18 protein-coding genes are annotated in these 22,407 nt (G+C 35.9%); 9 read left to right on the forward strand and 9 right to left on the reverse strand.

Going from position 1 to position 22,407, the window contains the following annotated elements; all coding sequences use genetic code 11:
* The first annotated feature begins 120 nt into the window (after positions 1-120).
* A complete protein-coding gene (locus ODR02_RS16450; protein ID WP_209787314.1) occupies positions 121-3,345 on the forward strand; it encodes a hypothetical protein in 3,225 nt (1,074 codons plus the stop codon).
* A gap of 78 nt (positions 3,346-3,423) precedes the next feature.
* On the opposite strand, the gene ODR02_RS16455 is transcribed toward ODR02_RS16450, so the two are convergent.
* Positions 3,424-5,394 (reverse strand): T9SS type A sorting domain-containing protein, encoded by a 1,971-nt coding sequence (locus ODR02_RS16455; protein ID WP_309512804.1) that lies wholly within the window; start codon positions 5,392-5,394, stop codon positions 3,424-3,426.
* A 197-nt stretch (positions 5,395-5,591) separates the two neighbouring features.
* Between ODR02_RS16455 and dusB the strand changes: the two genes are divergently transcribed.
* Complete coding sequence (dusB, locus tag ODR02_RS16460) at positions 5,592-6,587, forward strand: tRNA dihydrouridine synthase DusB (RefSeq protein ID WP_034694897.1); 996 nt, start codon at positions 5,592-5,594, stop codon at positions 6,585-6,587.
* Between the two features lie 52 nt (positions 6,588-6,639).
* Here the strand turns inward: dusB and deoC are convergent, their stop codons facing one another.
* The 5 genes from deoC to ODR02_RS16485 all read right to left on the reverse strand — a co-directional run bounded on the left by deoC (position 6,640) and on the right by ODR02_RS16485 (position 11,132).
* On the reverse strand, positions 6,640-7,383 hold the full coding sequence (gene deoC / locus ODR02_RS16465) for a deoxyribose-phosphate aldolase (RefSeq protein ID WP_309512805.1): 744 nt from the start codon (positions 7,381-7,383) through the stop codon (positions 6,640-6,642).
* A gap of 4 nt (positions 7,384-7,387) precedes the next feature.
* Positions 7,388-7,858, reverse strand: a complete 471-nt coding sequence (locus ODR02_RS16470) for an Lrp/AsnC ligand binding domain-containing protein (protein ID WP_002976659.1) — start codon at positions 7,856-7,858, stop codon at positions 7,388-7,390.
* 27 nt (positions 7,859-7,885) lie between these two features.
* Positions 7,886-8,821 carry an endonuclease/exonuclease/phosphatase family protein gene (locus ODR02_RS16475; protein WP_309512806.1) on the reverse strand — a complete coding sequence of 312 codons (936 nt, stop codon included), beginning with the start codon at positions 8,819-8,821 and terminating at the stop codon, positions 7,886-7,888.
* Positions 8,822-9,201: 380 nt separating this feature from the next.
* A complete protein-coding gene (trmD, locus tag ODR02_RS16480) occupies positions 9,202-9,873 on the reverse strand; it encodes a tRNA (guanosine(37)-N1)-methyltransferase TrmD (protein ID WP_105681452.1) in 672 nt (223 codons plus the stop codon).
* The gene (locus ODR02_RS16485) at positions 9,870-11,132 is read right to left on the reverse strand and encodes an NAD(P)/FAD-dependent oxidoreductase (RefSeq protein WP_309512807.1); all 1,263 of its coding nucleotides are present in this window, start codon (positions 11,130-11,132) and stop codon (positions 9,870-9,872) included. Before ODR02_RS16485 ends, trmD begins: the two co-directional genes overlap by 4 nt.
* 66 nt (positions 11,133-11,198) lie before the next feature.
* On the opposite strand from ODR02_RS16485, the gene ODR02_RS16490 reads away from it, so the two are divergent.
* Positions 11,199-12,062, forward strand: coding sequence for a glycoside hydrolase family 25 protein (locus ODR02_RS16490; RefSeq protein ID WP_209787304.1), 864 nt, complete (start codon positions 11,199-11,201; stop codon positions 12,060-12,062).
* A 98-nt stretch (positions 12,063-12,160) separates the two neighbouring features.
* On the opposite strand, the gene ODR02_RS16495 is transcribed toward ODR02_RS16490, so the two are convergent.
* A complete protein-coding gene (locus tag ODR02_RS16495; protein WP_209787302.1) occupies positions 12,161-12,673 on the reverse strand; it encodes a 5' nucleotidase, NT5C type in 513 nt (170 codons plus the stop codon).
* Between the two features lie 214 nt (positions 12,674-12,887).
* Between ODR02_RS16495 and ODR02_RS16500 the strand changes: the two genes are divergently transcribed.
* Entirely contained in the window at positions 12,888-14,780 is a 1,893-nt protein-coding gene (locus ODR02_RS16500) for an ABC-F family ATP-binding cassette domain-containing protein (protein ID WP_309512808.1), read from the forward strand.
* A gap of 153 nt (positions 14,781-14,933) precedes the next feature.
* Here the strand turns inward: ODR02_RS16500 and ODR02_RS16505 are convergent, their stop codons facing one another.
* Entirely contained in the window at positions 14,934-15,989 is a 1,056-nt protein-coding gene (locus tag ODR02_RS16505) for a Gfo/Idh/MocA family oxidoreductase (protein WP_309512930.1), read from the reverse strand.
* Between the two features lie 180 nt (positions 15,990-16,169).
* Here ODR02_RS16505 and ODR02_RS16510 point away from each other — a divergent pair, with 180 nt between their 5' ends.
* The 3 genes from ODR02_RS16510 (at position 16,170) to ODR02_RS16520 (ending at position 19,925) form a co-directional block, all read left to right on the forward strand.
* Positions 16,170-18,455 carry a TonB-dependent siderophore receptor gene (locus ODR02_RS16510; protein ID WP_309512809.1) on the forward strand — a complete coding sequence of 762 codons (2,286 nt, stop codon included), beginning with the start codon at positions 16,170-16,172 and terminating at the stop codon, positions 18,453-18,455.
* A gap of 95 nt (positions 18,456-18,550) precedes the next feature.
* Positions 18,551-19,066: a hypothetical protein gene (locus ODR02_RS16515; protein ID WP_309512810.1), complete on the forward strand. Its 516-nt coding sequence runs from the start codon at positions 18,551-18,553 to the stop codon at positions 19,064-19,066.
* Between the two features lie 268 nt (positions 19,067-19,334).
* Positions 19,335-19,925 carry a hypothetical protein gene (locus ODR02_RS16520; RefSeq protein WP_034694879.1) on the forward strand — a complete coding sequence of 197 codons (591 nt, stop codon included), beginning with the start codon at positions 19,335-19,337 and terminating at the stop codon, positions 19,923-19,925.
* A gap of 104 nt (positions 19,926-20,029) precedes the next feature.
* Here the strand turns inward: ODR02_RS16520 and ODR02_RS16525 are convergent, their stop codons facing one another.
* A complete protein-coding gene (locus tag ODR02_RS16525) occupies positions 20,030-20,665 on the reverse strand; it encodes a peroxiredoxin (protein ID WP_309512811.1) in 636 nt (211 codons plus the stop codon).
* 95 nt (positions 20,666-20,760) lie between these two features.
* Here ODR02_RS16525 and ODR02_RS16530 point away from each other — a divergent pair, with 95 nt between their 5' ends.
* The gene (locus tag ODR02_RS16530; protein WP_309512812.1) at positions 20,761-21,645 is read left to right on the forward strand and encodes a mechanosensitive ion channel family protein; all 885 of its coding nucleotides are present in this window, start codon (positions 20,761-20,763) and stop codon (positions 21,643-21,645) included.
* 116 nt (positions 21,646-21,761) lie between these two features.
* Complete coding sequence (locus ODR02_RS16535) at positions 21,762-22,352, forward strand: hypothetical protein (RefSeq protein ID WP_309512813.1); 591 nt, start codon at positions 21,762-21,764, stop codon at positions 22,350-22,352.
* Positions 22,353-22,407: the final 55 nt, after the last annotated feature.

A 22,407-nucleotide genomic window follows, 5' to 3' on the forward strand; every position in this document is an offset into this window, starting at 1 on the left:
TGATAAAAGTACATCGTTTTATTTTTTTTGACACAATAAACAGGTTAAGTTTCTGTTAATAATAGTTAAGCTATTACGATTAACATTTTTTAGTTACTTTTACCAATTATTTTTCAGGGCTTGCGGAATTATATCCTTCTAATTGTATTCTTCTTAGGCATATTTTCAGGAAATGCTCAGGTATTTTCATGGAAAAATCCCAACGTTCCGGAAGACAGCATTAAACGAGACAGTATTCTTGCGGCAAGGCTTGAGCAGGATATCTTTGCAAAAGACACCCTTGATTTCATAAGAACGCACAACAAGATCGTTATTGATGAAGCTGTACTGGCAAAGAATGATAAAAAACGATTTTTAGGAGAACTTAATTCAAAAGGTTCCATCATCAGAGGGATTACTTTTGGTAACAATCAGGGCCAGTCTGTGCAAAGTTCAATGGATCTTCAGATTTCAGGGCGCTTATCCAAAGATGTTACGATTTTAGCCAGTATTTCGGATCACAACCTGCCTATTCAGGCCGATGGTTACACCCAAACGCTTGAGGAGTTTGACAAAATCTACATGCAGCTTAATATTAAGGAAAAATCCATCCTCAGAGCCGGGCATCTTGACCTTGTAGAATCTAAGAATTATTTTGCCAAATACCAGAGACGAAGCATGGGGCTTCAGTTCCAGACAGAATTCGGGAAGGAAAACAAAACATTGGTAGATATCTCTGCAGGTGTTGCACGAAGTGAATTTCACAGAATCCGTTTTCAGGGGGTTGAAGGAAATCAGGGACCTTACCGTCTGACAGGTAAGAATGGGGAACAGTTTATCACACTGATCTCCGGTTCTGAACAGGTCTTCATTGATGGAATCCTGATGAAGCGTGGTGAAAACCAGGATTATATTATCAATTATAATACCGGTGAAGTTACCTTTACCAGTTTCCGTCCTATTTTCCAGCAGAATTTCATAACGATTTCCTATAACTATGCCAACAGGAATTATTCAAGATATCTGTTTACAGGAAAGCTTGAACATCAGAGAGAGAAATTCAAAGTAGGCTTAAACTGGTTCATGGAAAATGACAATAAGAACGCTCCTCTGTCTTTAAGTCTTTCTAAAGAAGATGAACAGATTCTTGCAGATGCAGGAAACAATCCGGATTTGATGTATGCTCCTTCAGGGGTGGTAACGGAGTATGATGTGAATAAAATTTTATATAAATTAAATCCTGCCGGAACTTTCTATGAATATTCTACTGATTCAAGTTTAACGCTGTACCAGGTTTCTTTTACGTATTTCGGGGCTAATCTGGGGGATTATAAAATAGCACAAACTACCAATAACGGACGTGTTTTTGAATATGTAGGTCCGAATGCCGGAGATTACAGAGCTGTAAGAAAACTTCCTTCTCCTCAGAAGTCACAGGTATACTCTCTGAACTCAGAATATTTACTGAATGAAGGAAAAATAGGAGCTGATATTTCCCTGAGCAATTATGATGTCAATTTATTTTCATCAAAAGATTCTGATCAGAATATGGGATATGCATGGCGTATTTTCGGAAATAAGAGTTTCACGAAAAATGCCTGGAAAGGAACACCTAGTTTTGAATATCAATATATAGACAGACAGTTTCATATCCTTGACCGTATCAATGATGTGGAATTCTCCAGAGACTTCAACCTTACCCAGGAATTTAATAAGAAAACCCAAAACAGGTTTATCTTCAGTTTCCTGAATAAATGGAATAATAAATCCACCTTAAATTACCGTGTCAATTATCTGAATGAACAAAATTCTTATAAAGGGATCAAAAATGACCTGGACTTTGGCTGGCTTACAGGAAAGTTCTTTACCAAGGGAAATCTATCTTATCTGAATACAACTGCCACCCTTCAGGACACGAAGTTCATCCGTGGTGGAGTTTCAACAGAGTTTACCGGCAAAAAAGGAAGCTGGGCCGTTGGTGGAAGCATGGAACATAACGAGAAGAAATACAATGACACCCAACTTATGGATGTCACGAGTTTCAGCTGGAAGGAAATCTTTTTGCAAAAGAAAATCGGTGACAGTACAAGAACTAAGTTGTTGGCAAAAGTATACATGAGAGATAATGACTCGGTACGTGACAACAGGCTTCAGAATATGAACAATATTTTGGGAATTATGGCTGAAAGTCAGATTATCAAAACAGAAAGAACTTCCCTAAATGCTTTAATCCACTACCGAAAATTCTTCTACGCAGGTCCAGAAGGTGAAGTAACCCGTAATAATGATTTTGTTGTTGGAAACATCTTATACAATCAACAGCTTTTCAGAAATGGAATGCGCCTTCAGGCTTTCTATGAACTGGGGAACGGACAGGAAGCCCAGAGGGAATTTCAATATATTAAAGTAACAGATGGACAGGGGGTTTATAAATGGACCGATTATAACGGAGATGGAGTTCAGCAGCTGGACGAATTTGAAATCGCTGAGTATTCTGACCTTGCACAATATATCCGTGTATACACTAATTCTGTAAGATATATTCCTTCTAATAAAAATAAATTACAGCTGGCTTTATTTGTTAATCCGGCAATTGTTTTCAACTCTGAGAACGGATTTTTAAAACGATGGAATTTCAATATTTCATTAAACTCTCAAAACTCTTTCTATAAAAAGGAAAAAGTGCTTGTTCTGAATCCTTTTGAAAAGAACAGTGATCAGATCCTTAAAAATCAGAATATTCTTGCTTCTGTACAGTTTAATCCAACCGACAAGTCAGGCTGGAACGGAAATTACAGATTCATTACCAATGACAATCTCATCAATGCCAATTTCAGTAATGAAGAACGTGAGCAGACTTCTCATTTCCTGAATGTGGGATACTGGTTCAATAAAGAATTCAGAGTAGACTGGGAAAACTCAGTTCATGATATCCAAAACTCTTCACAATTATTTAAAACAAGAGATTATCGTCTTAATAATTTTGAAACCAAGCCTAAAGCAACGTATAAGTTCACAGATGCTATTCAGGCTGAATTATCTTCTGCTTTCCGCCAGAAACAAAGATTGGATGGTGAAGAACTTCTTAAAGCTTTTGATATTACTGGAACCATCCAATGGGAGCGTAGAAAAACGTCTATCCGTGGAAATTTCTCGTTCATCAGCAACAATTTTACCGGAAACAATTTCAGTATTGTAGGAAACCAGATGCTGGATGGCCTTAAGCCTGGGAAAAACCAGGTATGGAGTGTATTCATCCAACAGGCTATCAACTCCTTTATCCAGCTGAATCTTAATTACGAAGGAAGAAACTCAGGTGACCGGACCATTCATATCGGAAGTATGCAGGTAAAAGCAAGCTTCTAATTATGATGGTTACTTTATACAATAAAAAATCCCCAATATTATTGCTATTGGGGATTTTTCTGATTATTAGGGTATATATTATTTTTTAATAATTTTTAAAGACTGTGATCCTTTTTCTGTATTCACTTTTAAAATATAAACTCCTGCAGCAGTACGTCTCAAATCTACAGAGCCTTTTTCAGCGTTAATGGTTTCGCTGAGAATTCTCTGGCCTGAAACATTATACACTTCAATATCTTTAATTCTACTGTCATTATTGATATATAGGTAATCCACAACAGGGTTCGGATAAACATTCACTGTATTCTTTTTCGCAGCTTCATTTACTGCCAATACAGCTGCTGTAAATTCGAAACTTCCGAGGTCTGGTGTTAAAGCATTTCTTATATTGCCATCTGCATCCAGTGTTACTTCAATTACCGGAGTTCCCTTATTATCAAGAGCTGCATTCCCTGTGGCCGACAAATGGAAATCAGTTGCTGATACGAATACCGGCAGCACATTCAATGAGTTTACATTTCCTCCGAATCCCGCCTGGATATCAGCAAGGGTAGCTTTTGCCAATCCTCCAATATACCCCAGGTTGGTACCGGAAGAATAGAAATTATTATAATTAATAGTAGAAAAAACACTACTGGCGGCTCCCGCATAAATAGCGTATCTGTCGCCTGCCTGAGTCTGGGTATTGACAAAAAGATTATTTCTGATATCAATACCTCCTGCACCGGTCACTCCACTTGTAATATTCAAAGCAGAGGGTCTTCCGGCAACAGTCTGGCTGACATTCATGACAACGGTATTATAATAAAGTTTATATCCGCCTCCTGCAGCGACAACAATCCCGTTTCCATTATCATTTACTCCTCCTGTTGTTGCATATCCATAACCGGCCACACCACTGACGATATTGTTGGCCACTAATGTATTGGAGATAAGACTTGTTGTGGACAGATAAATTCCCTGGGCTCCGTACCCTGAGACATTAGTATTTTTAACTCCATTTATTTTATTATTAATAATGGTCATTCCGGTTGTCAATGTACCTCCTGCATAAATACCTGCAAACAAACTTCCCGTTCCACTGGAATTAAAATTGGAAATCGTATTTCCGCTTACCATAATATTGGCTACTGCAGAGGCTCCTGTACTCCCTGAGGTGATGGTTATTCCGGAAGCTCCTCCCGCACCCGTTCCGGTATACCCAAGATTGGTAATGGTATTTGAAATAATTGAAGAATTGACGGTTGCTGTGGCAAACCAGATCCCTCTTTTAATTTCAGCATTGGTCGTTTCAAAGTTACCTAATGTGTTATTACTTACTGTTACTCCATCTGCACCCTGAACATAAATCCCTCCAAGACGGTTGGCATCTGCTCCCGAAGCACTTATATCATTACCCGTAACCAATGTATTAGCTCCATTACCAGCAGCTGTAGCAGCAAATAAATAAATTCCCATATAAGCTTTCTTCACAGCATTATTCTGAATAGTAACATTGTTAAAGAAGCCTCCCGTAGGTGTTGCTGCTCCGTCATACATCACCAAAGCTGAAGAATTATTCATTCCGTTGATAATATTAAGGTTTTTAACCATAATATTAGTATTGGCAGCAGCTGCAGAAGCCGCTATGAATGTAAGGACCTGTGGTGCTGTAGTAGAAGTGTTGGTAAGGGTAAGATCTCTTGTCGTTCCTGAAGCAGCATTGCTTCCGTCCAGGGTAATATTACTCCCCTGTATTCTCACTAAAGGCGCACTGGCAATATCCCCGGAAATAGTTGCCGTAACTCCTGTGGCAGGTTTTATGGCAACAGAAGTATAACTTGTTGCTCCGCCACTGGCATTCAGACTGGCTGTTGCCGTTTCCGTTGTGTTTGCTGTGATACTGATTGTAATTGCCCCCTGATGTGTTCCTGCGTTAATAGCATCAAATGCGCCCTTTAACGTAGTATAGGTTCCTGTAGCTGTTCCTGCCGTAGCAGAAATATTTACTTGTGAATAAAAATTTGATGAAACTAAAATTGCCATCAAACAAAATAGAATTTTTCTCATGACATTAATTTTTATTATATTAAATATAAAAAATAATTATCAATAAAATTCAATAAACACTGATAATCAGTTAAATATATTGAATAAAAATTAAACAAAATATCATAAAACCTCTTAAATAAAACAACACAAGCAAAACGCAATACCATATTTAATTTAAAAAATATTGTTTTTTAAGAATTTCGTAAATTTGCACCATGATAAAAATAGGCAACATAGAACTGCCGGAATTTCCACTTTTGCTGGCTCCAATGGAAGACGTAAGTGATCCTCCGTTCAGACGTTTGTGTAAAATGCACGGTGCAGATTTAATGTATTCGGAATTTATTTCTTCCGAAGGGTTAATTCGTGACGCTATCAAGAGTCGTAAGAAGCTGGATATTTTCGATTATGAAAGACCAGTGGGGATACAGATTTTTGGTGGAGATGAAGAAGCAATGGCTATGTCCGCAAGAATTGTTGAAACGGTAAACCCGGATCTTGTAGATATTAATTTTGGCTGCCCGGTAAAAAAAGTTGTCTGCAAAGGAGCAGGAGCTGGTGTACTGAAAGATATTGATCTGATGGTTCGCCTTACCAAAGCCGTGGTAAGCTCTACTCACCTGCCTGTAACGGTAAAAACCCGTTTAGGATGGGACAGTACCAGCATTAATATTGATGAAGTGGCAGAACGTCTGCAGGAAACCGGAATCAAAGCTCTTACGATACACGCAAGAACCCGTGCTCAGATGTATAAGGGTGAAGCAGACTGGGAGCATATTTCAAGAATTAAACAAAATCCCAATATTGAGATTCCAATTTTCGGAAATGGTGATATAGATTCTGCTGAAAAAGCATTAGAATATAAACAAAAGTATGCATGTGACGGCATCATGATCGGGCGTGCTGCTATTGGATATCCATGGATATTTAACGAAATCAAACATTTCTTTAAAACTGGAGAACATTTACCTGAACCTACAATTTCAGACCGATTACTGGCTGTTCGCCAACATGCAGAATGGAGTGCTGAATGGAAAGGAGAAAGATTGGGATTGGTTGAAATGAGACAGCATTACAGCAATTATTTCAGAGGGATTCCTCATTTCAAGGAATTTAGAAAAAAATTCCTGGAAGTTTTCACTATGGAAGAAATGAACAGTCTGATCAAAGAGACTCAGCAGTTCTACGAAGAATACCAGGCTCAGCTATAAAAATAAAACCATCAGTAAAACTGATGGTTTTTTTATTTAGAATCTAATTATATTAATATCCTTCTGATGAAGTTTCGTTTTTAATTAATCCCAGCGCCGAAGAGGTTCCAATTCTTTTAACTCCCATTTTAATCATTTTCTCAGCATCTTCAGGAGTTCTTACTCCTCCAGCTGCTTTTACAGGAAGTTTCCCAGCATTGTTGAGCATAATGGTGATTCCTTCAAAGGTTGCTCCATTAGGCTTTCCTTCGGCAGTTTGGTAAAATCCTGTTGATGACTTAACAAAAATTTTCGACAGTTCATTTTCAGAAAAATTCTCTTCTGCCCAGGTAGAAATATTTTTAGTAAGATCTGCAATTTGTTCATCAGTCAATGCTGCGATTTCAATAATCCATTTTGCAATTTTATGATGCTCAAGAGATAATTTTGTACATTTTACAAATTCTTCTCTTACCAGTTCAATATTTCCCTGTAGATAAGCTGTATAATTAATAACAAAATCCAGTTCATCTGCTCCATCTTCTATTGCTTTTGAAGCTTCTGCAAGTTTCTCATCAATAGAATACGTTCCTTCGTGGAAACCGATTACAGTTCCTACTACAACATTTGAATTTCTTTCCTGGATATATTTTTTGATCTCAGATACGTAATCCGGTCGAATCATCACGGCAAAAATACCATTATCTATTGCTTCCTGAGCAAGTTCTTTATCTTTTTGAAGTGTTTCTTCGTGGGAAATACCTGATTGTTCTGGTGTTTTCAGGTAAGTTGAATCCAAATATTGGGCTATGTTCATATCGTTATACTTTCAGTTGTCTGTAAATACCTTGTTCCAAAGATATAAAAGTTTCTGTTCTTGTTACTCCCTTCAGCTTTTGAAGCTTGCTAAGAATCTGCATTAAATGATCATTGTCTTTACAAAGAACTTTCAGGAAAATAGTATAATTTCCTGTGGTATAGTGGGCCTCCACTACCTCATTGATATCATGCAGAGATTTTACCACTTCCGGATAATGGCTTGGCTGATCCAGAAATACCCCGATGTAGGAAATCACTTTATATCCAATTTTCTTAGGGTTAAGAAATGATATTGAATTTTCAATAACTCCTGCATGTTCGAGTTTTTTGATTCTTTGATGCACTGCAGTTGTGGAAATTCCAACATTTTTTGAAATGTGGGCTAAAGATGTTTTAGCATTGTCCATCAACATGTAGATGATTTCTTTGTCAATAGAATCTAAATGGTAGCTTGTGTTGCTCGAATTTTTCATTTTCTACTTTTTTATTATTTATGTTTTTTAATGTAAATTTTTAAATTTTACAAAAACCGGAAAGTGATCGCTATATCCTCCTAAATACCGTGTACCAGCATATGTTCGGAAAGGCCGTCCTTCAAAATTTCTGGTTCTGCTGCGGATTTTTTCAGAATTAAATATATGGGCATCCTGAAAAGCCAGCGTCTTATTATCAAGTAAAGATCTTGACATAATGATCTGATCATACAACAATCCAGATTTATAATGAAAAGTAGAATAATTTCTTGTAGAAAACAATTGCTGAAAAGGGTTCACTAAAACCTTCTCATGGTCATTGTCATAGAGAATCTGTACTAAATTTTCATCATCCGGGTTTTCGTTAAAATCACCACACAATATAACGTGCTCTTTATCTGCATCCACTATTTTCATAATCCGTTCCCGGACTTCATTCAATATAAAGGCTCTTTTAGGCTTATTGATATCTTTTTCGCGTTTAGAGGGAAGATGGGCGATAAAGACATTAATAATTTCCCCTTTATATTTAATTTTTGAAAAAAGTACGTCTCTGGTTGTGTCGTAATTTTCTGTGTTTTTATTTACTATTTCAAAAAAGAAAGTAATGGTTTCTGAATCTATTACCTCTACTTTATTTTTATCATATAACATGGCTACATCCACTTTTCTTTCGTCCATGGAATTATAATGTACAATTCCATATTCCGAATTAAAGGGTTCCATTTCTACAAGATCTTCCAAAACTTTCCTTCCGGAAACTTCAGATAATCCTATTACAAATGGCAATACATCATTTTCCTCCTTCATCAACTGAAATACGTGAGAGATTTTGAAAAGCTTATTTCTATATCTCTTTTCATCCCAATTCCTTAATCCTGACCGGGTAGGATCTAATTTGTGGACAGGTTTCGGATCGGGTAAAAATAAATTTTCAACATTATAAAAAGAGAACAGCTCCATCTACACTAATTTCTATACTTTTAATTTATTATGTTCTTTTTACTTTAAGATGTAAATTTATTATTTTTTTTCCAAATTTCCTCGATTTATCCTTAAAACAACAAATCAATTCCTCATAGAAAACATTTCAAATATAGTAAAAAATACCAATGAAATTAGCGATAATAAATTAATTTTTCAATTATTAGAGCGTTTTAGTATATTAGTCAAAATTAAGATAATATACAAAATCCGGAATAATAGAAATAAATTTTCAATTTAAAATAAGAAGTATTAATGTTTTTCACACCTATTAAACTTACAACAAATATTATTCCATTCACCTATTATAAATGGAATTAAATACGCAGGTCAGCATTAGATAAATGCTGACAATTTGTTTACAGTAAATCGGGACGTTTTTCCTTTGTAATTCTTACGGCTTCATCATGACGCCATTCTTCAATTTTTCCGGAATTCCCACTCAACAGGATTCTGGGAACTTCCAGGCCTTTATAACTTTCGGGTCTTGTATAGATAGGCGGTGAAAGAAGATCATCCTGAAAACTGTCTGTTAAAGCGCTCTGCTCATCATTTAAAACACCAGGAAGCAATCTGATGATTGAATCTGCAAGCACACAGGCTGCCAGCTCTCCGCCTGTAAGAACATAATCTCCAATTGAAATTTCTTTGGTAATATGAAGATCTCTTACTCTCTGGTCTATTCCTTTATAATGCCCACAAAGAAAGATCAGATTTTCTTTGATGGAAAGTGAATTGGCAATTTTTTGGTTCAAAGTAACACCATCCGGCGTCAGATAGATAACTTCATCATAATTTCTTTGAGATTTAAGCTCTGAAATACATTTATCCAGTGGCTCCACCATCATTACCATTCCTGCACCGCCTCCGTAAGGCTCGTCATCAATTTGTCTGTGCTTATTAATCGCCCAGTCTCTCAATTGGTGAAAATGTACTTCTACCAGCCCTTTATCCATCGCTCTTTTCAAAATAGAAGTTTTGAACGGACTTTCCATCAATTCCGGAAGTACGCTTATTATGTCAATTCTCATTGTAATGTTCCGTTTTTCTTAGTAGGTATAATAATTAATCTTAAAGAAGAATCTTTGTTGATATAGCTCCACATCCAGTTGAAGAATATGGCCAGCTTATTTCGAACGCTCAAAATTAGCATTAAATGGAGAAACATCCAGAAATACCACGCGAGAAATCCCTGGAATTTTATAAATGGCAGATCCACAACAGCCCTGTGCTTCCCAATCGTTGCCAATGAGCCTTTGTCATCATATTCATATTCTTTCCACTCTTCCTGACTTTTCTTTAAAAGATTTTTACCTAAATTTTTTGCCTGATTAATGGCTACGTTGGCTACCTGAGGATGTCCCTGTGGATATTTAGGAGTTTCCATATAGGCAATATCCCCGATAGCATAAATATTATCGTAACCCTGTATTTTATTATATCGATCTACAATATATCTGTTTCTTACTAATTTGTCTTCCGGAAAACCTCCTACCACATTTCCTGTAACTCCGGCTGCCCAGATGACATTATTGGAAGGAATTTCTTTCCCACTTTTCAAATGAACTTTATCTCCGTCATAATCTGTCACTACTTCTCCGCTCATAAAAGTGACCCCAAGATCTTTAAGATATTTTTCGGATTTCTCCTGAGCTTCACTGCTCATTACAGCAAGTGGCTTTTCTGTAGAACTTACGAGATTAATCTTCAGATGATCAAAGTTCATATAAGGATAATCTCTTGGAAGGATGTCTTTTTTCATTTCTGCAAAAGCTCCTGCCAGCTCTACTCCTGTTGGCCCGCTTCCTACGATAACGATGTTCCAGTTACCGTCATCACTTCGGCTTTTTTCAATAATCAGTTTTTCAAAGGTCATCAAAACATGATTTCTGATGCTGATTGCTTCCTGGGTATTTTTCATTCCGAAAGCTTTTCCTTCCAGATCTTTGTTTCCGAAAAAATTAGTTTTACACCCTGTTGCAATGATGAGTTTATCATAGGTAAATTCTGCTTCGTCGGTAATCACTTTATGATTGGCAGGATCTATTTCTTTCACCTCTGTCATACGAAACTGGGTATTTCTGGACTGCTGAAAAATCTTTCTGAAGGGAAAAGAAATGTTGGAAGGTTCTATCCTTCCTGAGGCTACCTGATAAAAAAGCGGCTGAAACATATGGTGGTTCATCCGATCGAGAACAATGACCTTTTTATTCTTGTTATTCAATGTTTTTGCAAGCTGCAGCCCCGCAAATCCTCCTCCAATAATGATGATTTTTTCGCGTGTTTCCATAATACACAAATTTACTGATTTTATTTTAGCATTTAGCAGTGAAAAAAGTTAGTTTTGCAAAACTTTATGACACCAAAAAAGTACACCAAAAAAACTGCCAAACAAGTCCATAAATCCAGACGGAAGAAGTATTTTTTCCGAAGATGGGTGATATTGGGCATATTAATCGTAGCATTGGTGGGAACAGGATTTTATTTAAAACAGTCTGTAAGCTACTATTATGCATTGTACTTTAATAAATTTAAGCATAAAAAACTTCATAACAGTGAAAAGGAAGCGGCAAGAATTCAGAGAATACTAGCCAGCAATCTTGATAAAACCTATGGCTTTGATGTTTCTCATTATCAGAACCGGGAAGATATCAAATGGGACAGTCTGAGTATTGGAAATAAAACAATCCCGTTAGAATATGTTGTCATGCGCGCCACCATGGGAAACCGAAGTGCAGATAAGCATTTTGATGAGTTCTGGGAAAGTGCTAAAAAACATAATCTTATCCGCGGTGCCTACCATTTTTACAGAGCTGATGAAGATCCGGTGATCCAGGCCAATAATTTTTTGAAGAATGTAAAACTGGAGAGTGGAGATCTACCTCCCATTCTTGATATTGAAAAAATCCCAAAGCGTAAAACCAATAAAAAACTGATTGAAGACCTGAAAGTATGGTGTAAAATCGTAGAAGAAGCCTATGGCGAAAAACCTATCATCTATACCTATTATCATTATTATAAAGATTTTCTGAAAGGTGAGTTTGAAGGCTATCCTTTATGGCTTGCCAATTACAATGATGTTCCGTCTCCTTCTCCCGACGATGAGTGGGATTTCTGGCAGTTTACAGAAAACGGAATTGTTCATGGAATCAATGCGAAAGTGGATCTTGATATTTATAATGGTAATTCGTGGTCGTTGAAAAGACTGACACTGGATTAGAAATAAAATAAGAAAGGAAGCTAGAAGCAGGAAGATGGGAGCTAATGAAATGATGTGATCCCTTCCAATCTCCACCTTCCTTCTTCCAGTTTTAAATTTTAAAGGATTTCCATAACCTCTTCCCAGGAATGAACTCTTTTGTAAGTATCATTTTCTATCAGTTCATTATGAGGCTGGGTAAATATCAATCTCTGCCCTGAAAAATGATCTAAATTTTTAGGATAATCATCTATCATAATATCTCCGGCAACCACTTTTTTACTTCCACAAAGAACAATCTGTTCCCAAGTAATGAACGGAAAATGTTCTGCCAGCCAATCATATTTTTCTCTTAAGCTGTTCGGAAATTCCATTCCTGCAGATACAATATACAGATCATATTTATTATTCAGATATTCCATTGCCTCACGGCTTCCTTTCATCACAGGTAAGGTTCTGAAAAAACCTACTTCATTTACATGTTTTTTCCCGTTTGGAAAAGACTCTATTTCAGGCTTACCAGCCAAATCACTGATTTCAATTTCTTTTCCTGTATCTCTTTTTTCAAATTGTACCAGCTGATGATATACATCCGCCATTACCCCATCCATGTCGACAATAACTTTTTTCATTACTTCAATCAGATTTTGTATTATGTATTACTATTTACAATTTAAATTTTATTGTGTTGATCAAATTTACTAATTAGTTTTTTCAGATAAGGGGCACAGTCTATTAAAAAATTATAAATATTGAGTCTTATAAAAGAGGTTCCGGAAAATTTTAGATTACATTTTCGTATTTTTGCGGTTCAATTCAAAATTAAAATCAAACCATTAATTCCCAATGAATTACGTTTCTGCAGAAAATCTCACCAAATCTTACGGCATCAAAGTTTTGTTTAAAGACATTTCTTTTCATATTAATGAAGGAGATAAAATAGCTATTGTTGCCAAAAACGGAAGTGGAAAATCTACCCTTCTGAAAATATTAATGGGTAAGGAAATTGCAGACAGCGGAACTGTGATTATCAACAAAGATATCCAGGTAGTATTATTTGACCAGGAAATCAACTTTGATCCTAAGCTCAGCATTGAAGAATTTATGATGGCTCTTGATTCAGAACCTATCCTTGCGCTTAAAAACTATCATCAGTCACTTCATTCCACAGATCATGATTTTATTGAGAAAGCATTAGCCGATATGGAAGTTCATAAAGCATGGGATCTGGAAAATGAAATGAAACAGATTCTTTCCCAGCTTAAAATTACTGATCTGGATGCTAAAATGGGAACTCTTTCCGGAGGACAGATCAAACGTGTAGCTCTGGCTAAACTTTTAACAGAGACAAGAGCTGAGCACAGACACACGCTTCTTATCATGGACGAACCTACCAACCACCTTGATGTAAACATGGTGGAATGGCTTGAAAACTATCTGAATAAGGCAAAAATCACGTTATTGCTTGTTACTCACGACCGATACTTCCTTGACAGTGTTTGTGATATAATCTGGGAAATGGAAGATCAGAATCTTTATTTTCACAACGGTTCATATGCTACTTATCTTGAGAATAAAATGATCCGTGAGGAGAATCTTAATGCTACGATTGATAAGGCAAACAACCTTTACAGAAAGGAACTGGAATGGATGCGAAGACAGCCAAAAGCCAGAACTACAAAGTCAAAAAGCAGAATCGATGCTTTCTACGAGACTGAAAAGGTAGCCAAAACCGACACCAGAAAAGACGGGCTTGAGCTGGATTTTGAAATGAAGCGTCTGGGAAATAAAATTCTTGAACTCAAAAATATTGATAAAAGCTTTGGACCTAAAGTTCTTTTAAAAGATTTCAGCTACCAGTTTCAGCGTGGAGAAAAGGTGGGAATTATTGGAAAGAATGGTGCGGGAAAATCTACCCTGCTTAATATTATTCAAGGTCTTGAAAAGGCTGATAAAGGAGAAATTGAAACAGGAGAAACTATTTCTTTCGGTTATTTCTCACAAAAAGGTCTTACTTATAAAGAGGATGAGCGTGTCATTGATTTCATCAAGGAAATTGCAGAATTTTATCCGCTAGCCAACGGAAAAAGTTTATCTGCTTCACAGTTTTTAAGATTGTTCTTATTTGATGATCAGACTCAATATTCTCCCATTTCTAAACTTTCGGGAGGGGAAAAAAGAAGACTTCACCTGATGTATATTTTGTATCAGAATCCTAACTTTTTGATTTTTGATGAGCCTACGAATGATCTGGATCTTCCTACATTGACGGTTTTAGAAAATTTCCTTCAGCAATTCCAGGGATCTTTAATTATCGTTTCCCACGACAGATATTTTATGGACAGAATTGTAGATCACGTTCTGGCTTTTGAGGGAGAAGGAAAAATCAGAGATTTTGTTGGAAACTTCTCAGAATACAGAGAAGCAAGAAGCCGCGAGGAAGCATTAGAAAAAAATACAGCTGTAAAACCTGAGCCTGTAAAAGAAGCAGTTTCTTCAGCAGAGAGTACTCAGCCTTCTAATTCTAAAAGAAAACTAACTTTTAAAGAACAAAGAGAACTGGAAACGATTGAAAAAGAAATGCCTGCACTGGAAGAACAGCGCACCAAAATTCTGGACAATCTCAACAACGAAGCTGATTATGAAAAAATAGCCAAACTTTCTTCAGAACTGGAAACTGTTTCAGAAAAACTGGAGAACCATGAAATGAGATGGCTGGAGCTTCAGGAACTCCTTTAATAATGATGAATTATGAATGAATTCAAGGTTTAAGGTTTAAGGTTTAAGGTTTAAGGTTGATAGCAGTCGTGATTAGAGGTTTCCAACTCATTTACACTCCAACCCTAAAACTCTCTAATTCTTTGAATTCATTCATAACTCATAACTCATCATTTATAATTCAATTATTCCTCCTTCTTTTGCACTTTTCAGGGAAGCATCAATGATTTTCATATTCTGAATAACTTCTCTTCCCGGAGATGGTAAGGTGTATCCAAAAACAATATGTTCATAGATCTGCTGGTAATAATCCATGTAGTTTCCGGCTTCAGTTGAAGTTAGAATCCTTTCTGTTTCGGAGTTTTCATTCAGGAAATTCAATATTCCATCAGATTCTTTCAAAGGCTGCGTCCATTCTTTTCCATACACAGGAATAGCGCCTGCTACCAATTCGTTTTCCTGATTATCTGTTCTTTCCTGCAGGAAAGTTCCTCGATCCCCATGAATGGTATAAGCATAATGCCCTTCTTTACTGAAAACCGATGTTTTCAATCTCACTCTCAGATCATTTTTGTAGAATAACAGAATTTCAAAATAATCATTCGCAAATTCGCTTCCTTTCATCGAAAACACATCTGCAAAAAGCTTTTCAGGATACCCAAAATACAGTACAGCCTGATCTACCAGATGTGCTCCCAAATCGTGAAGTGATCCTGAGCCTAGCTGTTCAGGGCTTTCTTTATGCTGTTTTCCGCTTGGAGTCGTACGGAATCTGTCAAAACGGATCTCTGTTTCTTTTATATTTCCTAATTTTCCATCAGCTAAAACCTTTTGAACCTGTAAAAAATCACGGTCGAATCTTCGGTTTTGATATACACTTAGGAACAATCCTTTTTCCTCAGCCAATTGAACCAGTTCTTCAGCCTCAGAAACATTTACTGTAAAAGGTTTTTCCACAATAATATTTTTCCCGGCCTCCAACGCTTTTTTTGCATATTCATAATGGGTCTGAACAGGAGTATTGATAATCACCAGCTCTACATCTGCCTGCTGAAGCATTTCCTCCACAGAACGGTAAATGGTTGCTTCCGGATACTTTTCTTTTGAATTTTCCTTACTTCTTTCTACTACAGCAGACATAAAAAATCCCGGATGTTCCTTTAAAAAGGGAGCATGGAATACTTTTCCGCTCATTCCAAAGGCACAAAGCCCTGCTTTTACCAATTGCATATTATAATTTTCAACAAATATATTCATAAAAATTTCTCTATCCCTTAGCCTAAAGGCGCTATAGAAACAATCCATCTCACGAACTCAAAAATATGATTTAAATCATAAAATTATTTTTATCTATTCTAAACAAATACTTACATTTGCGCCTTATTTAAAACTGTTCTACATAAAAATAAAATGAAAAGACAATTACTTTCTTTAGGTCTTCTATTCATCGCTGTTTCAGTGAGTTCTCAGATGAAAAATGCTGAGGCAGATACCATCAGAACTCAGACTATTGAGGATATTAATCTTCATAAAACGGGAAATCCTAACCAGGCAAGAGCATTATCGACAAAGTCAAATCTGACGGTAATGGAAAATCCACAGCCTATTGCTATTGTTACTCACGAAATTATTGAGCAGCAGCAGGCAAAACAGCTAAGTGATGTTCTTCAGAATGTAAACGGTCTGTATATCACTTCATCCAGAGGAAATTCTCAGGACAGCTTTGGTGGACGTGGTTTCATTTTAGGAAATGATAACATTTTTAAAAATGGTTCAAGAATAAATAGCGGTGTTTTCCCTGAAGTAAGTGGTCTTGAAAGAGTAGAAGTTTTAAAGGGAGCCAACGCCATGCTTTTTGGTAATACAGCCGCAGGTGGTGTTATCAATATGATTACCAAAAAACCTAAATTCAATTTTGGTGGAAGCATCGGATTAAATGGAGGAAGCTGGAATTCTTACAAGCCAACTGTTGATATCTATGGACCTTTATCTAAAAACGTTGCATTCAGAATAAATGGAGCGTATGAGCATGCCGAAAGCTTCAGAGATGTGGTAGAATCAGAGAAGTACTACTTTAACCCTTCATTTTTATTTAATTTAAGTGATAAGTCTCAATTAATTGTTGAGGCAGATTATCTTAAAAATAATTTTACTCCTGATTTCGGGATTGGATCTATTACTGAAAAAGACCAAAGCTACAGATTGAATGATGCTGTTTCCAGAAATACTTTCTTCGGAACCGACTGGCAATATCAAAATGTACAGCAAGCTTCTACGAATGTAACCTTTAATCATCAGTTTAACGAAAGATGGTCTTTGAACGCTACTGCTTCTTACCAAAACTACACTAAAGATTATTTTTCTTCTGAAAGAGTACAATGGATATATGAAACTAAAGATGCAACTGTAGATCCTAACAGATTATCCTGGAAAAGACCTTTTGGTAGAACTTACAACGAACAAAATTATACTTCTGCACAAGTAAATATCAATGGTGAATTCAATACAGGAAGCATCAACCATAAAGTTTTAATTGGTTCAGATGCTGATTATAGCCAGGCAGATGCTTATGCTTATAATATTACAGCTCCCAAAAATCTTCTCTATTTAGATGATCCTTCAACATGGGGAAGTATTGATATGCCCAATTCTACTCTTAGTACAAGAAATAGAATCAATACAAGAAGAATCGGAATCTATGCACAAGATTTTATCAGCTTAACAAAGCAACTGAAGGTGATTGCAGGTCTAAGATGGTCTTATATCGAAAACATGCCTACACTGACCACTCGTTTTACATTAAATGATAAAATTGAAGTAGCAAATTCGTCAACCTCTGACAATGCATTTTCTCCAAAAGTAGGTTTGGTGTATGCTCCAAATGAAAACCTTTCGGTGTTTGCAACTTACACGAATTCATTTGCTTCAAATGCGGGATATACTTCAGATCAGTTTGGTACCGTAAATACCAACCAATCTGTTACTGATGTTCAAAATCAGTTAACTACTTTATCAAGACAAAGCATAAAACCTTCAACAGTTGACCAATACGAGATTGGAGTTAAAAAGAATTTCTGGAATAATGCTTTAGCGGTTAACTTAACGGCTTACCAGATCATGTACAACAATTACTATCAAACCTACTGGTTCGCTTCTGCTCCAAACGGAGCACCAGTAAATTCAACAGATACCAATCTTAAAGAATTTGCAGGAAATATGAGAAGCCGTGGTGTGGAACTAGACATTACTGGAAATCCTACAGAAAACTTATCTATTATCGGAGGTTTTTCTTATAATAATTCTGTGTACACAGACACTCCGGAAAAAGGATATGTTGAAAACCAAAGATTGGTAAGAACACCGGCTACAACAGCGAATGCTTCGGTTTTCTATAAATTTACAAACTACGTAAAAGGGTTAAAAATCGGTGCCGGAATTTATTACATCGGAGACAGAATCGCTGGATGGAATGATTCAAAATCTACAAATACAAGCAGAAACAACGTAAGTAGAATGTTTGATCTAAAAGATTACACAACGGTTTCTTTATCTGTAGGCTACGAGTGGAATAAATTCTCTATTCAAGGAAAAGTGGGCAACCTGTTTGATGTTGTAAACTACAATGTTCACGAGAACTATTCGGTGAATCCTATCACCCCTAGAAACTACTATTTCACATTAACATACAGACTCTAGAATTCTTTATATAATAATTCTTTCATTAAAAGTGGAGATTGCATTTTTGCAGTTTCCACTTTTGAAATTTTAAAACAAAAACAAAACAATAAGATATGGATAAGATTAAAGACACAAGAAGCTTCATGAGAATTACCCACCGTTATCTGGGATATTTTCTTGCCGGAATTATGGCTGTATATTCATTAAGTGGAATTCTTCTGGTGTACAGAGACACTGATTTTCTGAAAAGCGAAAAGAAATATGAAAAAAACATCGCAGTTCATCTTTCAGAAAAAGAACTCAAAAAAGAACTGAAGATGAAAGGCCTGGAAGTGGAAAAAACGGAAGGAAGTGTTCTTTATTTTAAACAGGGAACTTATGACAGTGCTACCGGAAAAGCTAAGTACTCAAAAAAGGAATTACCTTTCGTATTGGACAAAATGGTTTCTCTTCACAAATCACAGTCTAAAGATGCGATATCGCCTTTAAGCGTATTTTTTGGGGTTTCTCTTTTCTTTTTCGTGATCTCCAGTTTCTGGATGTTTAATCCTAAGACAAAAGCATTCAAACGCGGAATTAAGTTTACCATTGCAGGACTTATTATTTCTGTAATTCTTTTATTTATTTAAATAATATGAAAGCTGGATAAAAGAAAAAACAGCAGTTTTGAACATTAATGACCTCATATCTATTTTTATCATTTTCATTTCAAAACGCTTGTTTTATTTTATTTATCGTTACGAAATCCGCAGTAAATATGTTAAAAAACCAAAATGTATCATCCTGGAAATCTTAACGTTTATTTAGAGAAATTACGTAAAATTAAGAGTCTGGCACATTTATTGTTTTTTCTATAATTCGTGAATAATAAACATTTAATTATTAAAATAATAAATTATGAAAAAACTTATTTTAACAGGGATATTAGCCGTAGCAGGCTTAACAGCAACTGCAAACGCTCAGATTCAGAAAGGTAATTGGATGGTAGGAAGTAGCATCGTAGCCAGTAATTTTGGTTTAAATACAGGCGGTGGATATAATATTTCACTACAGCCAAAAGCAGCTTATTTTATTCAAGACAATGTAGCAGTAGGAGGATATGTAGATTTAGGATTTAATAAAGTAACAAATGGATCGCCTACCAATTTTGTATATAAAGTTGGAGCTTTAGGTAGATATTATGTTTCTCCAGGAGAAAAAGGAGTAGATAACTTATTACACCACGGAAGATGGTTCTTCGAAGGTAATGTAGGTGTTGGAGGTACTTCTACTGAAGGATCTAACTCTACTACAGGTTTAGATTTTGGAGCAGGTCCTGGTTATTCATACTTCATTACACCAAATATCGGTGTTGAAGGTTTAGTAAAATATAATGGTGTTGCTGGATTTGGTAGCGAGGGATTAACTTCTACTTTAACTTTCAATGTAGGATTTAGCATTTATTTACCAACTTCTAAAGGTAAACAAATCATCAACGACGTTAAGTAATCAATCGATTTACAATACATAATTATAAAATGAAAGCGCCCCGGAATTTAATTTCGAGGCGCTTTTCGTACAAATTAAAACTAAACTATAAAAAATCAAATAAATCATGTATTCGGTTGTGGGGTATATCTTAGATACGGCTTTATTTCCGTTACCCCTTTTGGAAAAATTTTCCTGGCTTCTTCCGTAGAAATGGTAGGCGGTATAATAACATCTTCTCCATTTTCCCAGTTAACAGGAGTAGCCACCCTATAATTATCTACCAGCTGTAAAGAATCCAGCACTCTAAGGATCTCATCAAAATTTCTTCCTGTAGAGGCCGGATAGGTAATAATCAGTCTTACTTTTTTGGAAGGATCAATAATCAAAAGAGAACGTACAGTAGCCGTAGCAGAAGCATTGGGATGAATAAAATCATACAGCTCTGAAACTTTTCTGTCTTTATCAGCAATAATGGGAAACAAAACATGAGTATTCTGTGTCTCATTAATATCTTTCACCCAGTTTTGATGATCCTCTACTCCATCTACACTCAAAGCAATCACTTTAGTGCCTCTTTTATCAAATTCAGACTGCAGCTTAGCTGTATACCCCAATTCTGTAGTACATACGGGCGTATAATCTGCAGGATGCGAAAACAGAATTCCCCAGGAATCTCTCAGATAATTATAAAAATTGATATCCCCTACAGACGATTCTGCCTGAAAGTTGGGTGCTGTATCTCCTAGTTTGATTGACATAATGTTCACTCTTTATAGTCTACAAATTTAGTAGACTTTTTGGAACTGGCAAATTTTTTGTTGAAAATTTATATCTTTAATTAAAATTTTTATTCATGGAGAAAACCGGGCTCAGGTATGTAGATCTTGTTTATAAAGTATTGGAAAATTGGTATGTAACATTTGCGGAACTTACTCCAAAGCTGATTGTCGGAATTTTAGTATTTACTTTTTTTCTTATTAGCAGTAAATATTTAAGCAAAGGAGCCGTAAAATTATTCCACCAATTTTTCCCGAAAAGCAAAAAAGAGAGTTCTTTAGTAGCCTTAATCAGTGTATTCAGATTCCTGATTATGCTGATGGGAACATTTATTTCTCTGGAAATAATGGGTTTCAGTGGTTTTCTTTGGAAATTTATCGGAAGTTTAGGAGTGGCAGGGGTTATTGCAGGGGTAGCGCTGAAGGATCTTGTGTCAAGTATTTTCTCCGGAATGCTGATTGGCATTGATAAGGCCTATAAAGTAGGAGATTATATCACGATTGGAGCGCACTCCGGAACGGTACAGGAAATTGGGTTTTTAACCACAAAACTGCTTACTGATGACGGTAAGAAAGCCTACATTCCCAATCAGGTTGTCTTCAATGCTCCGTTTTATAATATTACCGCTTCCCCACAACGCAGGATTATTTTAAATTTTGAAATTCCCGCTGATGAAGATATCAGCAAAGCACAGAAAGGAATTCTGGATGTGATTAAAAACCTTGAGAATGTGGATAAGTTAGATACTATAGAGGTGATCTTTACAGACCTTAAACAAGGGGCATTTAATCTTCAGGTGAAATTCTGGATAAAAGTAGGAGCTAACCTTGCTCAAATAAGAAGTAAGGCCTATTTAGGAATTAAAGAACGTTTTGATTTGGACAAAGTTCAGTTGGTAACACCAACCAGTATCAGCATTACCAATGGGGAATCCCTTCCTCCAGAAAATCATGATAAATAAATGCTTTTATATTCTGGCTTACTGATCGAATTAGATTATGCATTATAACCGTTTTATATTCAGTTTATTACCGTATAATTTCTTACTTTTATGTAAAGATCTTAATCTATAAAACAATGCCATCACAATCCAATTCATTCCACCCTATTGAATCAAAAACTTCAAAAAGGCTTTCTTTATTGATAAAAGTGGTTGGCATAGCGTTTTTAATTATGACTCCTTTATCCATTATCATAATGGCTATATTGGCATTTAATGCAAAAGAAATCTCAGAAGAAATAAAAATTGTCCTCATTGCCCTTTTTATAGCAATCCTATGTTTTTGTGTCTGGACGCTCTTTCAGAAAAACAAAAAAAATATCACCACTCATATTATTGTTGATGAAAAAGGAATTCATCATTACTGCAACCGGAACATTGTACATTCCTTAGCCTATGCTGAACTTCACTCTAATCCGGAAACTGATCAATATGATGTATTATTAACAGAGTATGATGAATCTGCTCCTGGTTTATGTATATATTTCTTTGAGCCTGAATTAAAAAAAGCTACCCGGAAGACTGTCAATTTAAATATTGACACCGTTATTACCAATGGAAATTTGTTACTCAAAAATTTTGTGAAAGGAATATTGATTTTCAGGCCGGATTTAAAAATTGCACCCAATGTTCTGGATCTTTACCGGCTGGAAGAATTCAGGAAATAAATACTGTTAATTCAACGATTACCACTCAAAAATAATAACAAAAAAACCGCTCCAG

Source organism: Chryseobacterium sp. CFS2, from assembly GCF_036543225.1.
GTDB classification, from domain to species: Bacteria; Bacteroidota; Bacteroidia; order Flavobacteriales; family Weeksellaceae; genus Chryseobacterium; species Chryseobacterium culicis_A.

Excerpts from the sequence above, each read along its gene's own strand:
- ODR02_RS16535 (WP_309512813.1), top strand. The coding sequence starts at position 21,762 with ATGCCATCACAATCCAATTCATTCCACCCTATTGAATCAAAAACTTCA.
- ODR02_RS16510 (WP_309512809.1), top strand. The coding sequence starts at position 16,170 with ATGAAAAGACAATTACTTTCTTTAGGTCTTCTATTCATCGCTGTTTCA.
- ODR02_RS16520 (WP_034694879.1), top strand. The coding sequence starts at position 19,335 with ATGAAAAAACTTATTTTAACAGGGATATTAGCCGTAGCAGGCTTAACA.
- ODR02_RS16485 (WP_309512807.1), bottom strand. The coding sequence starts at position 11,132 with ATGGAAACACGCGAAAAAATCATCATTATTGGAGGAGGATTTGCGGGG.
- ODR02_RS16455 (WP_309512804.1), bottom strand. The coding sequence starts at position 5,394 with ATGAGAAAAATTCTATTTTGTTTGATGGCAATTTTAGTTTCATCAAAT.
- deoC (WP_309512805.1), bottom strand. The coding sequence starts at position 7,383 with ATGAACATAGCCCAATATTTGGATTCAACTTACCTGAAAACACCAGAA.
- trmD (WP_105681452.1), bottom strand. The coding sequence starts at position 9,873 with ATGAGAATTGACATAATAAGCGTACTTCCGGAATTGATGGAAAGTCCG.
- ODR02_RS16475 (WP_309512806.1), bottom strand. The coding sequence starts at position 8,821 with ATGGAGCTGTTCTCTTTTTATAATGTTGAAAATTTATTTTTACCCGAT.
- ODR02_RS16515 (WP_309512810.1), top strand. The coding sequence starts at position 18,551 with ATGGATAAGATTAAAGACACAAGAAGCTTCATGAGAATTACCCACCGT.
- ODR02_RS16530 (WP_309512812.1), top strand. The coding sequence starts at position 20,761 with ATGGAGAAAACCGGGCTCAGGTATGTAGATCTTGTTTATAAAGTATTG.
- ODR02_RS16500 (WP_309512808.1), top strand. The coding sequence starts at position 12,888 with ATGAATTACGTTTCTGCAGAAAATCTCACCAAATCTTACGGCATCAAA.
- ODR02_RS16490 (WP_209787304.1), top strand. The coding sequence starts at position 11,199 with ATGACACCAAAAAAGTACACCAAAAAAACTGCCAAACAAGTCCATAAA.
- ODR02_RS16470 (WP_002976659.1), bottom strand. The coding sequence starts at position 7,858 with ATGAAAAATTCGAGCAACACAAGCTACCATTTAGATTCTATTGACAAA.
- ODR02_RS16495 (WP_209787302.1), bottom strand. The coding sequence starts at position 12,673 with ATGAAAAAAGTTATTGTCGACATGGATGGGGTAATGGCGGATGTATAT.
- ODR02_RS16505 (WP_309512930.1), bottom strand. The coding sequence starts at position 15,989 with ATGCAATTGGTAAAAGCAGGGCTTTGTGCCTTTGGAATGAGCGGAAAA.
- dusB (WP_034694897.1), top strand. The coding sequence starts at position 5,592 with ATGATAAAAATAGGCAACATAGAACTGCCGGAATTTCCACTTTTGCTG.
- ODR02_RS16525 (WP_309512811.1), bottom strand. The coding sequence starts at position 20,665 with ATGTCAATCAAACTAGGAGATACAGCACCCAACTTTCAGGCAGAATCG.